The sequence below is a fragment of the Hymenobacter aranciens genome (assembly GCF_030580865.1).
Taxonomy (GTDB): domain Bacteria; phylum Bacteroidota; class Bacteroidia; order Cytophagales; family Hymenobacteraceae; genus Hymenobacter; species Hymenobacter aranciens.
The window spans coordinates 494097-508014 of the sequence record NZ_JAUQSY010000002.1; the positions used below are offsets into that span (position 1 = coordinate 494097).

General features: G+C 61.2%; 11 protein-coding genes. 4 read left to right on the plus strand and 7 right to left on the minus strand.

Features of this window, described 5'->3' with window-relative positions:
- Window positions 1-217 precede the first annotated feature (217 nt).
- The 4 genes from Q5H93_RS04270 (at window position 218) to Q5H93_RS04285 (ending at window position 4405) form a co-directional block, all read left to right on the plus strand.
- Window positions 218-958, plus strand: a complete 741-nt coding sequence (locus Q5H93_RS04270) for a DUF4290 domain-containing protein (RefSeq protein WP_305005252.1) — start codon at window positions 218-220, stop codon at window positions 956-958.
- Window positions 959-1101: 143 nt separating this feature from the next.
- The gene (gene murA / locus Q5H93_RS04275; protein ID WP_305005253.1) at window positions 1102-2409 is read left to right on the plus strand and encodes a UDP-N-acetylglucosamine 1-carboxyvinyltransferase; all 1308 of its coding nucleotides are present in this window, start codon (window positions 1102-1104) and stop codon (window positions 2407-2409) included.
- A gap of 144 nt (window positions 2410-2553) precedes the next feature.
- Entirely contained in the window at window positions 2554-3405 is an 852-nt protein-coding gene (locus Q5H93_RS04280; protein ID WP_305005254.1) for a DUF4349 domain-containing protein, read from the plus strand.
- A 127-nt stretch (window positions 3406-3532) separates the two neighbouring features.
- Window positions 3533-4405 carry a DUF4349 domain-containing protein gene (locus Q5H93_RS04285; protein ID WP_305005255.1) on the plus strand — a complete coding sequence of 291 codons (873 nt, stop codon included), beginning with the start codon at window positions 3533-3535 and terminating at the stop codon, window positions 4403-4405.
- A 59-nt stretch (window positions 4406-4464) separates the two neighbouring features.
- Here Q5H93_RS04285 and Q5H93_RS04290 read toward each other — a convergent pair whose 3' ends face one another.
- The 7 genes from Q5H93_RS04290 to Q5H93_RS04320 form a co-directional block, all read right to left on the minus strand.
- Entirely contained in the window at window positions 4465-4815 is a 351-nt protein-coding gene (locus Q5H93_RS04290; protein WP_305005256.1) for a phage holin family protein, read from the minus strand.
- Between the two features lie 18 nt (window positions 4816-4833).
- Complete coding sequence (locus Q5H93_RS04295; protein WP_305005257.1) at window positions 4834-5937, minus strand: agmatinase family protein; 1104 nt, start codon at window positions 5935-5937, stop codon at window positions 4834-4836.
- Between the two features lie 105 nt (window positions 5938-6042).
- Window positions 6043-6672 carry a chemotaxis protein CheC gene (locus Q5H93_RS04300; RefSeq protein WP_305005258.1) on the minus strand — a complete coding sequence of 210 codons (630 nt, stop codon included), beginning with the start codon at window positions 6670-6672 and terminating at the stop codon, window positions 6043-6045.
- A 54-nt stretch (window positions 6673-6726) separates the two neighbouring features.
- The gene (locus Q5H93_RS04305) at window positions 6727-8364 is read right to left on the minus strand and encodes a chemotaxis protein CheA (RefSeq protein WP_305005259.1); all 1638 of its coding nucleotides are present in this window, start codon (window positions 8362-8364) and stop codon (window positions 6727-6729) included.
- Window positions 8365-8472: 108 nt separating this feature from the next.
- Window positions 8473-8859, minus strand: a complete 387-nt coding sequence (locus tag Q5H93_RS04310; RefSeq protein WP_305005260.1) for a response regulator — start codon at window positions 8857-8859, stop codon at window positions 8473-8475.
- A 75-nt stretch (window positions 8860-8934) separates the two neighbouring features.
- Window positions 8935-9456: a chemotaxis protein CheW gene (locus tag Q5H93_RS04315; RefSeq protein ID WP_305005261.1), complete on the minus strand. Its 522-nt coding sequence runs from the start codon at window positions 9454-9456 to the stop codon at window positions 8935-8937.
- A gap of 40 nt (window positions 9457-9496) precedes the next feature.
- Window positions 9497-13903: a HAMP domain-containing protein gene (locus Q5H93_RS04320; RefSeq protein ID WP_305005262.1), complete on the minus strand. Its 4407-nt coding sequence runs from the start codon at window positions 13901-13903 to the stop codon at window positions 9497-9499.
- Window positions 13904-13918: the final 15 nt, after the last annotated feature.

Sequence of the window (13918 nt, forward strand, 5' to 3'; positions counted from 1 at the left end):
TATGATGGGGCCTCGGAAGCTTATGATTGCATCACGAGCCCTTATGATGGTATCACGAGCCCTTAGGATGGGGCCTCGGAGCCTTATGACAGCATCACGAACCCTTAGGATGGGGCCTCGGTAACCTAGTGGCAAGGGGGCGCGTTGCACGGCGCACCCATTGCCCAGTATCTTTAGCCCGCGAACGGGCCCGACGCGGCGCCTTTCGCCTATTTTCATGACCGACATTCACACCCTGCCTATTCACGTCCAGCTGCTGGTGCGCGAATACGGTTACAGCACGTACCAGCTCATTCTCGCCCTGCGCGACATCGAGGATGTGGCCGAGCGCACCCGGCGCGCCACGGCCATTGTACAGCTGATGCTGCGCCTGCAGCCCGCCTTGCGCGACCAGACCGACATTCAGGGCCGGCTCTGGAACCACCTCAACGCCCTGCTGGGCGGCGACGTGGAGCTGGATGCCCCCGTGCCCCTGCGCGACCCCAACGCCCGCCTGCAGCCCCCGGCCCGGGTGCCCTACCCCGCCCGCGGCCCCAAGCTGCGCGCTTATGGCGCCGGCGTGGAGGCCCTCATTGCCAAGGCCCTGACCCTGGAAGATGAAGCCGAGCGCGAGCAGGCCACCATCGTCATCGGCCGCACGATGAAGTTTTTGTACCGTCAGCACAACAAGGAAAACGCCAAGGATGTGACCATCCTGCGCCACCTCGGCGAGCTCTCCGGCGGCCAGCTCAAGCTCGACCCGGCCCTGGTGAACAGCCAGGACCTGTTTGAGATGCCCAATACCGGCCGCACGCCGGCCTTCATCGTGCCACAGCCCGCCCAACGCGAGGGCCGCAACCGCGAGGGCCGGGAAAACCGCGACGGGGGCCGCGACCGGGACCGGCAGGGCGGCGGCGGTGGCAACAAGAAGAAGCGTAAAAAAGGCCGCAGCCCGGAGGCGCAGCAGCCGCCGCAGTAGCAGTCTGATTTGGTAGTTGGTGGTGGGTGGTTAGTTATCGCACTTCATTTCCTCACCGATGTGCCGAATACCCAACACCTAATACCTAACCCCTACAAAAGCAGCGGCCCAACCCCCGGTTGCTTCCATTCAGTTAATAGTTAATGGCCTCATTTGAAGTACGCGGCGGCCAGCCGCTCCGTGGCGAAATCGTGCCCCAGGGCGCCAAAAACGAAGCCCTCCAGATTCTGTGCGCGGTGCTGCTTACGCCCGAGCCCGTCACCATCTCGAACGTGCCCGACATTCGCGACGTCAACAAGCTCATCGAGCTGCTGCGCGACATGGGCGTGAAAGTGGGCAAGCTCGGCCCCGACACCTACCGCTTCGAGGCCAGCGACGTGCACCTCGACTACCTCGACACCCCCGAGTTTGTGGCCCAGGCCGGCGCCCTGCGCGGCTCGGTGATGATTTTGGGGCCCATGCTGGGCCGCTACGGCCGCTGCCAGCTGCCCAAGCCCGGCGGCGACAAAATCGGCCGCCGCCCGATGGATACCCACTTCCTGGGCCTCGAAAAGCTCGGCGGCCAGCTCACGCTGGAAGGCACCGACTTCTACCGCATCAAGGCCGACGGCAAGCTGAAGGGTACCTACATGCTGTTGGATGAGGCCTCGGTGACCGGCACCGCCAACATCCTGATGGCCGCCGTGCTGGCCGAAGGTACCACCACCATCTACAACGCCGCCTGCGAGCCTTACCTGCAGCAGCTCTGCAAGATGCTGGTGCGCATGGGAGCCAAGATTCAGGGCATCGGCTCGAATCTGCTCGTCATCGAAGGCGTGGAGCGCCTCGGCGGCACCGAGCACCGCATGCTGCCCGACATGATTGAAATCGGCTCCTTCATCGGCCTGGCGGCCATGACGGGCTCCGAAATCACCATCAAGGACTGCCAGATTGCCGAGCTCGGCCTTATCCCCGACACCTTCCGCAAGCTGGGTATTCAACTGGAGTTCCGCGGCGACGATATCTACATTCCGGCCCAGCCGCACTACGAAATCGCCACCTACCTCGATGGCTCCATCCTCACGATTTCGGACCACACCTGGCCCGGCCTCACGCCCGACCTGCTGAGCATTGTGCTGGTAGTGGCCTGCCAGGCCAAGGGCACAGTGCTCATCCACCAGAAGATGTTCGAAAGCCGCCTCTTCTTTGTCGATAAGCTCATCGACATGGGCGCCCAGATTATTCTTTGCGACCCGCACCGCGCTACTGTCATCGGGCTGGACCAGCGCAAGTCGCTGCACGGCATCACGATGACTTCGCCCGACATCCGCGCCGGCGTGGCGCTGCTCATCGCCGCTCTCTCGGCCGAAGGCACCAGCAAAATCCTGAACGTGGAGCAGATTGACCGCGGCTACCAGAACATCGACCAGCGTTTGAACGCCATTGGGGCGGACATTCGGCGGGCGTCATAATCAGCACGACAAGCGTAAAAAAACAGCCTGCCGGGTATCCGGCGGGCTGTTTTTTTTATGCCCGTGGGTTACCCAATGCCCGAACCGGCATAAAGCCTCAGCTGCGCAGCTGTTTCTTTTCACTTCACTTCTTCCTGATTCGTGATGAAAAAACTGCTTTATCCGGTCCTGCTCGGACTGGTGCTAACCGCCTGCGAAGCCAAGCGCGAAACCGCTTCCGAAGTATCGGTCGCCGAGTCGGCAGCCCCCGCTCCTGCTTCGCCAACTTCGGAACCGGCCGCAGAGTTAGCCGCCCCGGCAGCCGCCCCAACCCCTGTTTCCCAGCCCGATGCCCGCGCCGTTATCTACCACGGCGAGCTGAACATGGCCGTGGATGATTTTGAGCAGGCCTCGGCGGGCATTCACCGCCTGCTGCAGCAGCACCGCGTGCTGCTCAGTACCGCCCACGAAACCCGCGCCGACGGCCAGCATCGGCAGGAGATGACGCTCAAGATTCCGCCGGCCGAGTTCGTGCCGTTCGTGGCGGCGCTCAGCCAGCTGGGGCACGTCGAAAATAAAGACCTCGCCTCGGCCGATGTCACGGCCGACGTGCTGGAGGCCGCCACCACCGCCAGCACCAAGCAGGCCGCCGCCACTGCGGCCCAGACCCAGCTGGCCCGCGCCACCACCCCGGCCGACATCAGCCGCCTCGAAGAACAAACCCGCCAGTTGCGGCAGGAACAGGAAACCGCCCAGGCCCGCCTGCGGCAGCTGGGGGCCGAAAGCACCTGGGCCACCCTCACGCTGCGCTACTTCCAGGTGCTGCCCACGCCCACGCCAGCCTCGCCCATGCCCGATTTTCTGCCCCGTTTCCTTACTTCGTTCTACTGGGGTTGGTCGCTGGTACTGGGTTTGTTGGTAGTGCTGGCCAATGTGTGGCCGCTGCTGGTGCTCGGTGCCGCCGGCTGGTGGGGCTGGCGCCGCTGGAAGCAGCAAGCCCCGACGCCGCTCGACTAATATCGGCCCGTATGCGGACCGACTAGCCTTTCCGCGCTGACAGCTATCCTGCCGCGTCATATTAGCTACCCGCCTTAGTTCGTTAGCTTGGTTATTCATTCTCATTATTCACTCTCACCCAGATAGTATGAAGCGCTTCCCCTATGTGGCCTTGGCCCTGATGCTGCTTAGCTGCGGCTCCAAACACGACGCTGCCACCAGTGATAGTCAGGTAGCAGAGATAATGACCGAGGCGGCCCCCGTAGCCTCAGTTGACGATGTTGCACAGGAAAACTCCACTTCGCCTGTCAGCAGCTCCGACGGGCCGGGTAGCGCTACTCCCGTAGTCGCTACGGCCCCGCGCCTGCTTATCTATCACGCCGACCTGCGCCTGAAAGTCGAAAGCCTGGCCCAGACCGCGCCCCGCCTCGACAGCCTAGTGCGCCGTAGCGGCGGCTACCTCAGCGCCTCCACCGAAACCCGCGAAAATGGCGAGTGGCGCCAGGAAATGACCATTCGGGTGCAGCCGGGCCGGTTTTCGGGGCTGCTGGGGGCCATCGGCGCGCTGGGCACCGTCGAAAACAAGAAAATCACCACCGACGACGTCACCGCCGAGCACGCCGACGTGGCTGCCCGCCTGCGTACCAAGCGCGCCGTCGAGCAGCGCTACGTGGCCCTGCTCGCTCAGGCCAAAAAAATCAAGGACGTGCTTGATATCGAAGAGAAAATCGGCCAGGTGCGCGAGGAAATCGAAAGCACCGAAAGCCGCCTCAAAACCCTCAACGACGAGGTGGCCTACTCTACCATTACGCTCACCTGCTACCAGGTACTGGCGCAATCCACACCCGACGCGCCGGTGGTATCCTTCGGCAGCCGCCTGCTGGAGTCGGTGTACGACGGCTGGAGTATGCTTACTTCGCTCGTCATTGGTGCAGTGGCCATCTGGCCCCTGCTGCTACTGGGCGCGGCGGGCTGGTGGGCTGTCCGCCGCTGGCGGCGCAACCGGCAACTGAACAAATAATAAAACAAAAAGCGGCGCTGGAAATTCCAGCGCCGCCTTCGTTTTGTCACTCGTCGGGTTTAATCCTTGTCGTCGCCCGTCACAAGGTCCACCAGCATGTTCACCACGGCCAGCCCCAGGCTGAAGAGCAGCATGTTGAAGAAGCCGTCGATATTGAAGCTGTCCATCAGCAAGTCCGCCAGCTTGACGATGATGACGTTGATGACCAGCAGAAACAGTCCCAGCGTCAATATGGTGATGGGGAGGCCAAACAATTTCAGTATCGGCTTCACGGTGGCATTCAGAATGCCCAGCACGATAACCAGAATAGCCGCCCCGCCATAGCCGGAAATCTCGGCCGTGGGGACGATTTTGCTGAGGCCGTACACCAGCACGGCCGTGAGCAGGAATTTGATGATGAAACTGACCATAATAAGCAAAAATTGGGGTTACTCGGCAGCCACGCCCTTTCCGGCCAGCCGTCCTTGCGATACGGCCATCCAGTTGCAAAGTTGGTAGAGCAGGCGGGCGCCCACAATGCCGTTCCACTCGGTGTCGCCGGGCGCCACTTCGTTCAGGTCGCAGCCGATAATCTGGATGCCGGCGCGGGCAATGGAGCGAATGAGGTAAGTCGCTTCCTCGAACTCCAGGCCGCCGGGCACGGGCGTGCCAGTGCCGGGGCACAGTTTGGGGTCGAGCCCGTCGATGTCGAAGCTGATGTACACCTTGGGCGGCAGCTGGGCAATGATTTTGCCGCAGACCTTTTTCCATGATTTCTTGGCGAACTTTTCGTCGCTCAAAAAGCGCTGGTGGAACATGGCAATGCGGCCGTTGGAAGTCGCAATTACTTCGGCCTCCTGCTCGCTCATGTCGCGGATGCCCACCTGTACCAGCTTCTTCACCTGCGGCAGCTGCAGGGCGTTGGTCATGATGCTGGCGTGCGAATACTGGAAGCCTTCGTAAGCCGGGCGCAAGTCACAGTGCGCATCAATCTGCAGAATAGCAAACTCTTCGTGCCGCTCAGCTAAAGCCTGGATATAACCCAGCGGCGTGCTATGGTCGCCGCCCAGCACGGCCACCGCCTTGCCCGCGTCGAGCAGCGCCCCGGTTTTATCCTTGAGCCATTTGACGAGCTTATTGCCCTCCACCGTCACTTGGGCGGGCACGTTGGCGTGGGTGGCGCGGCCTTCCTCGGGCTCGCCCTCCTCCAGCCACTTGATGTAGTCGGCAGCTTTGGGGCGCCACTTTTGGCTGGCGGCAGCAATGGCTTCGTCCTCTTCTTCCATCGCCAGGCCCAGCTTCCAGGCGTCGGGCAGGTCGGGGTCGTAGAGGTCCACCTGCAGCGAGGCTTCGTGGATGGCGGCGGGCCCTTGGGCGGTACCGGCGCGGTAGCTTACGGTCACTTCCCAGGGCACGGGCACCACCACTACTTCGGCCTCCTCGGGCGTAAAAGGCAGGCCGAACAAATTGCCGGCGGCATCGCCGGGGGCATTGGGGTCGAAGGAGGCTATTTTCTTAGCGCGGGCTTCCGCTGCTGCTGATTTGGTAGGCATGTGTTTGACAAGTAGTCGGTAATAGGTATTCAGTAGTCAGAAAACGAAAAACGCGGCCCTGCTACGCGCAAGGCCGCGTCTTAGACGGCGCTCCGAAACCCAGGGTTAGGCCATTTTGGCCCCCAGGAAGTCGTAGCTCCGGATAATATCGAGGATTTTAACGAACGTGGCCCGGTCGAAGAACAGCATCAGCGGTAGCTCCACAGAGTTGTCTTTGTCGGAAAACTGGGTGATAACCGAGAAAATCAGCGGCTGCATCTGCTGCTCGGGCAGCAGGCCCTGAATGGTTTTCATAAGGTTATCGCCGGGAGCAGTAGGAGGCGCACCGTAGATGTTGGCCTTCAGAATATTGGCCAGCTGCGTTACTAATGCGCCGGTGATGATATTACTGATTTCCAGCAGCAGCGACTCCTGTAGCTCGTTCAGGTCAATCGACTCGCCGGAGGCCAGCCGCAGACACACCCGCGACAAGCGCTGCACATGCTGCCCCGAGAAGAACATCAGCGTAGTGCCATTGAAATCACCCCGGATATCGGACTGAATAACAACGTGATTCTGCTGGTAATCCTGCACTCTGCGCAGGATGTCGTCGCTCATCAGCAGGTCGATATTGGGCACTTCGAGCAACACCCGCTCCTGCGCAATGATGGCGAAGGAGTCGGCCGCGCGGGCCAGCCCAATGTTCAGGATTTCGCGAATAATGTCGCGTTCTAAGTCGGTCATCGATAAATCCATAACGGCAAAGATAGGGGGAAGTAGCGGCGTAGCAGCAGGGTTGAAGACGAAAGGTTAGGGCCGCTTGCTGAGAAACAGACGGGTAAGCGCAGGAACGTCGAGCACCAGGCACACCTGCCCGCTACCCAATAGGGTTACTCCTCCAAAAAGGTCAATCGTGTCGAGGGGCTTACTCAACGGTTTGATGACGATATTCTGCTGACGCAGAAATCTATCCACCAGCAAGCCCAGCCGGCGGTTGTTATAGTTGACAATCAGCACCTGCTGAGAGCCCTGCAGTTCAGTTTTATTGGCCAAGGGGAATAGCTCGTCGCCCTCGTCGTGCAGCAGCATCCGCAGCGGCACCACGGGCACGGCCTGCCCTTGCGCGTGCATCACCAGCACGCCACCCACCACCGAAAACTCTTCGGGGGGTAGCGCCAGCACGGTGTCGGTATGCAGCAGCGGCACGGCGTAGGGCCGCTCATCCACTTCCACCAGCAAAGCGCCTTTCACGGCAATGGATGTGGGCAGCACCAGCGTAAACGTAGTTCCCTCGCCCATCTTCGAATCGACGCGCAACTGCCCGCCCAGCGAGTCCAGCGCCAGTTTCACCACATCGAGGCCCACGCCGCGGCCCGAAATATCCGTCACCTGTTGCGCCATCGAAAAGCCGGGCTCAAACAGGAAGGCCCACACGGCCTGCTCATCAAGGTTGGCGGCGGCTTCGGCCGTGGTCAGCCCGCGCTCGATGGCCTTGCGGCGCACGGCTTCGGTGTTGATGCCCCGGCCGTCGTCGTGGATTTGGATGAGCACGTCGTCGCGCTCGGTCAGGGCCGATAATTCGAGGTGACCGGTGGCTGGTTTGCCAGCCTTCACCCGCTCCTCCGGCGTTTCAATGCCGTGGCCAACGGCGTTGCGCACCAAGTGCAGCAAGGCGTCGGTAATGATTTGCAGGATGTTGCGGTCAATCTGGACATCCTGCCCGCTCAGTGTTAGCTCAACTTCCTTGTTTTCAGCCGTAGCCACGTCGCGCACCACCCGGGGGAATTTATTCAGCAGTACGCCCACTCCTACCAGCCGGGCATCCATCACGCTGTACTGCAAATCATCGGAGATGCGGAACAGGTGCTGGGCGGTGGCCTGTAGCGCCGGATTACCAATTTCCTGGGCCAGGGTCAGAATCCGGTCGCGGTCAATCACCAGCTCGCCTACCAGATTCAGCAGGTTATCAAGCTTTTTAACCTGGATATACACCAGGTCTGACAGTTCCAGCTTGCGGCTGGATTCCTCCTCGTTTTCAGCTTCCTCGCCTTCCAGAATAGGTGCCTCGCCCCGCACCAGGCGGTCGAGGTTTTCCAGCAGGGCCTGCGCATCGGGCAGCGGCTGATTGGCACCTACGGCCCGAATCATGCTCCCCAGCGCATCGACGCCCTGGAAAATTACCCGTACCAGTGGCCCGGCAAACTCCCGCTCGTTGCTGCGTACCAGCCCGAACAAGGTTTCGAGGTGGTGAGCCACCTCGCCCAAGTCCATGAAACCCATGGCGCGGGCGTTGGCCTTGAGGTTGTGCATGAGCCGGAATAGCTCGTTGAGGGCCGGGGCGTCGTTGGGGTTACGCTCCAGCTCGCTCAGGTGGCGGCTCATGGAGTCGTAATACTCCAGTGCCTCCGCCATAAACAGCTCCCGGTACTCCTGCTCGCGTGTTTTCATCGACCCGACTGCACTAGTTCGTCCTCTTTCACCGCAGCTACCTCACGCCACGGCCAGGCCTCCGGGCGGAGGCTGACGCGGGCCGATATGGAGTAGCGGAGTGACACCTTAGGCGGCAGTTTCGGTGGAGTTATCCTGCAGGGCAGCGCCCACAATCTCCAGCACTTTCTCTTCCGAGAACGGCTTCACGATGTAAGCCAGCGCGCCGCTTTCAATGGCTTCGTTTACGATAACCTCCTGGCCAACTGCGCTGCACATTACCACTTTGGCATTGGGCTGGGTTTGACGGATGCTCTTGAGCACGTCCAGCCCGGTGTTGTCGGGCAGAATGACGTCGAGCGTAATCAGGTCGGGGGTGGTGGCGTTGGCCATTTCCACGGCCTGGGCGCCATTGGCGGCTTCGCCCACTACCTCGTAGCCAGCGTCGGTGAGCATGTTTTTGAGCATCGTCCGCATGTAAAAGGAGTCGTCGACGATGAGAATGCGCTTATTCATTAGAAGAAAAACGTGAAATTTTTAGAAAAAACAACGCCGATTGTGCGTGCCTGAGCTTGTACGGCATTGCCACCTTTAAGATGCCGGTTTGCCGGGTAAACGCATTACTTCACTTGGCGAGAGCAACTTGCGCATATCCAATACAATAATGACGCCGTCGGGCAGCTTGGCAATGCCCTCGAGGTACTTCTCGTGGGAGTTGGCATCCTGCACAAACTCGGGCGTCGGCTCAATCTGACTCAGGGGCAGCGTGAGGGGCCGGGGCACCTCGCGCACCACCAGGCCCAGCGTGTAGTCGGCAGCCTCTACAGCAATGGTATAGCTGTGCTCAGGCAGGGGCCGGCCCGCCTTGCGCAGCCGAAACCGCTCCTCTAAATCGAGGATGGCGATGATGTCGCCGCGCAGGTTAGCGATGCCTTTGATGAAGGGCGGCGTCTTGGGCATGCGGGCCACTTCCGGGGTCACGGTTACCTCCTTCACCTGCTCGATGCGAATGCCGTAATCCTCGTCGCCGAGACGGAACACAATGAGCTGCACCAGCGCTACTGGCGTGGCGCGCTCATTGCGGGAAGAAGTAATTGCTCCAGATTCAGGCATACTATAAGAATTGATAAGTCAAGCAGTTGAAACAGCTTACTTATTTACTGGCTTTAGAAGTAGAGCCTTTCCCTTTGGTAGGAGCTTTCGCGGCGGGCTTGCTGCGGCCGTTGGTAGCGGGCACGGTAGCTTCGGCTTCGGCAGGCGCGCCAGGACGGCGGCGCGGCGCTACTGAGCGTTCCGTGCGGTCGGTAGTGGCAACCGTTTCGGCGGCCTGAGCGGCGTCGCGGCTGGCGCGGGCAATGGCCCCGCCCTGACGACGGCCAGCGGCTGCTACTGGCGTTTCTTCCTGCTGCGGGCGCATGCGGCGGCGCAGGTGCTCCGGCGCAGGTGCCGGCGTCGCCCCTGGCTGGTTGCTGCCGGCCCGGCTCAGCGGCACGCGGCGCGTGGGCTGCACCGGCTGCGGCTCGGGCTCGTAGCTGCTGAGCTGGAAGGTTTCGAGGCCGGCCTGGAGGTCGTCGGCAATGTCGGTGAGGCGCTGCGAACTGGTGGTCAGCTCCTGCATGGCGGTGGAGAGCTGCTTGGCCGTTCCGGCTACCTGCTGGGTGCCGGTAGCGGTCTGCTCGGCAATGGCTACCACTTCCTCCACGTACTTTACTACGTCGCCGATGGTCGATTTCTGCACCTCGGTGGCCGAGAGGATGTCGCGGGCCGTGCGCACCGTTTCGCCCGAGCTGGTAGCAATGTTCTTAAAGGCCGAGCTGGCCTCGAAGGTGGCATTTTTACCATTCGACACCCGCACTTCCATGGTGCTGATGGCGGTAGCGGCGCTGGTCGTATCCTTCCGCACGTCTTCTACCAGCGTGGCAATCTCGTTGGCCGATTTGCGGGAGCCTTCGGCCAGCTTGCGGATTTCCTCGGCTACTACGGCGAAGCCGCGGCCGGCCTCGCCGGCGCGGGCCGCTTCGATGGCGGCGTTCAGAGCCAGCAGGTTGGTTTGCGAGGCAATGTCGGTAATCACGCCCAGGGACTTGCTGATTTCCTGCGAGCGGGTACTCAGTACTTCGATAGTGCGCGAGGTCTGCACGGCGGCGCTGGAGATTTCCTCCATATTTTTCACCACTTCGGCCACCGTTTTCAGACCGAGCTGCGAGGTTTGCTCTCCGAGGATAGCCGCCTTGGCGGCGATGTCGGCCTTGTTGGCCGTTTCCTTGGTGGCCTGCATGATTTCCTCGATGAGGCGGAAGGCCTGGTCAGTCTTGAGAGCCTGGTTTTGGGCGCCTTCGGCCATCTGCTGCATGGCTAGGGCCACATCAACGGTCACGCGGCTCATTTCCTGACCTTTGCCGGCCATTTCTTCCGACGAAGTTCCCACAATCTGCGAGGAATCGTTGATTTCGCCGAGCAGCTCGTTGAGGTTGTCTACGGCCAGGTTCAGGGCGCTGGCCATGGCCAGGATGTCGCCGGCGGTGGGCACTTCCACGTACTGCGTCAGGTCGCCTTCAGAGATGGCGCGCACCACGCGGGCCACTTCGAGCACCGGCGAGGCGATGGATTCGAGCAGGGCGTTGAGCGTGTCCACCAGCTCTTTCCATGAGCCCGATACGCCGCCTACCGTGGCGCGCTCGGTGAGCTTGCCCTCGGCCCCGGCTACGCGGGCCACGCGGCTTACTTCCACGGCGAGGCGGTTCAAGTCGTCCACCATTCGGTTGATGGTTTCGGCCAGCTCGGCCACTTCGCCCTTGGCCTGCAGTGTCAGCTTCTGCGTCAAGTCACCCTGCGATACGGCCGTTACTACTTTTACCAGGCCCCGCACCTGCGTGGTGAGGTTGGCGGCCATCGTGTTTACGTTGTCGGTAAGGTCTTTCCACACGCCAGCCACGCCGGGCACGGCGGCCTGGCCGCCCAGCTTACCTTCGGTGCCCACTTCGAGAGCCACGCGGGTTACCTCGTTGGCGAAGATGTTGAGCGAGTCCACCATCTGGTTGAGGTTGTCCTTGAGGTCGAGCAGCTCGCCTTTTACATCGACGGTGATTTTCTGCGACAAGTCGCCTTTCGATACGGCCGTGGCCACGTTGGCAATGTCCCGCACCTGCGAGGTCAGGTTCGACGCCATCGTGTTTACGTTGTCCGTCAAATCTTTCCAGGTGCCGCGCACGCCCGGCACGGTGGCTTGGCCGCCCAGCTTACCTTCGGTACCCACTTCGCGGGCCACGCGGGTTACCTCGTCGCCGAAAAGGTTGAGCGAGTCCACCATTTCGTTGAGGTTTTCTTTGAGCTGCAGCAGCTCGCCGCGCACGTTTACCGTGATTTTCTGCGAAAGGTCGCCTTTAGCTACCGCTGTTGCCACGTTAGCAATGTCCCGTACCTGCGAAGTCAGGTTCGACGCCATCGTGTTTACGTTGTCCGTCAAGTCTTTCCAGGTACCCGATACGCGGGGCACGTTGGCCTGGCCGCCCAAGATACCCTCGGTACCCACTTCGCGGGCCACACGGGTTACCTCGCCGGCGAAGATGTTGAGCGAGTCCACCATCTGGTTGAGGTTGTCCTTGAGGTCGAGCAGCTCGCCTTTTACATCGACGGTGATTTTCTGCGACAAGTCGCCTTTCGATACGGCCGTGGCCACGTTGGCAATGTCCCGCACCTGCGAGGTCAGGTTCGACGCCATCGTGTTTACGTTGTCCGTCAGCTCCTTCCAGGTGCCGCCGACGCGGGGCACCACGGCCTGGCCGCCCAGCTTACCTTCGGTACCCACTTCGCGGGCCACGCGGGTTACTTCGTCACCGAAGATGTTGAGCGAGTCCACCATCTGGTTGAGGATGTTCTTGAGCTCCAGGATTTCGCCCTTCACGTTCACCGTCATCTTCTGGCTCAGGTCGCCGCGGGCCACGGCCGTGGCCACGTTGGCAATGTCCCGCACCTGCGAGGTGAGGGCCGCGGCCATGTCGTTTACGTTATCCGTCAAGGCTTTCCACACACCGGCCACGTTCGGCACAGAGGCTTGGCCGCCGAGCTTGCCTTCGGTGCCTACTTCCTGGGCCACGCGGGTTACCTCGCCGGCGAACAGGTTCAGCGAGTCCACCATCTGGTTCAGGTTCTGCTTCAGCTGCAAAAACTCGCCTTTTACGTCAACGGTTACTTTCTGCGTCAGGTCGCCCTTGGCTACGGCCGTGGCTACGTTGGCAATGTCCCGCACCTGCGAAGTCAGGTTGGAAGCCATGTAGTTTACGTTGTCGGTCAGGTCCTTCCACACGCCGGCCACGTTCGGCACCACGGCCTGGCCGCCGAGCTTGCCTTCGGTGCCCACTTCCTGGGCCACGCGGGTTACCTCACCGGCAAACAGGTTCAGCGAGTCCACCATTTGGTTCAGGTTCTGCTTTAGCTGGAGCAGTTCGCCTTTTACGTCAACGGTTACTTTCTGCGACAGGTCGCCCTTGGCTACGGCGGTGGCTACGTTGGCAATGTCCCGCACCTGCGAAGTCAGGTTCGAGGCCATGTAGTTTACGTTGTCGGTCAGGTCCTTCCACACGCCGGCCACGTTCGGCACCACGGCCTGGCCGCCGAGGCGGCCCTCGGTACCTACTTCCTGGGCCACGCGGGTTACTTCGCCGGCGAAGAGGTTCAGCGAGTCCACCATCTGGTTCAGGTTCTGCTTCAGCTGCAGGAACTCCCCTTTTACGTCTACCGTGATTTTCTGCGACAAGTCGCCCTTGGCTACGGCGGTGGCTACGTTGGCAATGTCCCGCACCTGAATGGTCAGGTTCGAGGCCATGTTATTTACGTTGTCGGTCAGGTCTTTCCAGATGCCGCCTACGTTTGGCACCGATGCCTGGCCGCCGAGTTTTCCTTCCGTACCTACTTCCTGCGCCACGCGGGTTACCTCGCCGGCGAAGATATTGAGGTTGTCAATCGTTTTGTTGATGGTTTCGGCCATCAGTTTGAAGTCGCCCGACACCGGAATCTGAAAGCTTTCGTCCAGATTCCCGCGGCTGATGTTTTTCAACACCTTGCTTACTTCGAGTACCGGCACGGCGATGCTGTCGACGAGGCCGTTGATGTTGTTCACCATGTCGCGCCAGAAGCCGGCGGCGTTGTCGGCCGAGGCGCGGGCTTTCAGGTTGCCTTCCACCCCGGCTACTTTCGAGATGCGCGACACCTCGCCGCCCACCCCGGCAATCATGTCCACCATCGAGTTGTAGGCCTCGGCGATTTCGGCGAAGATGTCGTCGTTCTGCTTGGTGAGGCGCACCGACACGTCGCCTTTCTTAAAGGCATCGAGGGCGAACAGCACGCGGTTGAGCTGCTCATTGATGTAGCCAGGGTCCTGCGAATCCTCCGAGCCGCGCGAGCTGCCGCGCTTGCGGGTCTGGTCGCTGGAGGTACGGATGGTATCCACAACCATATTAGCCCCGGACGACGCACCGCCGCTCCCGGCAGTGGTAGCGGATGGGGCATCTAGCGTGCCGGGTTCGGCGGCGGTAGCTGCGGTGGGTTTAGCTTTGGCCATAATATAAATAGGAGC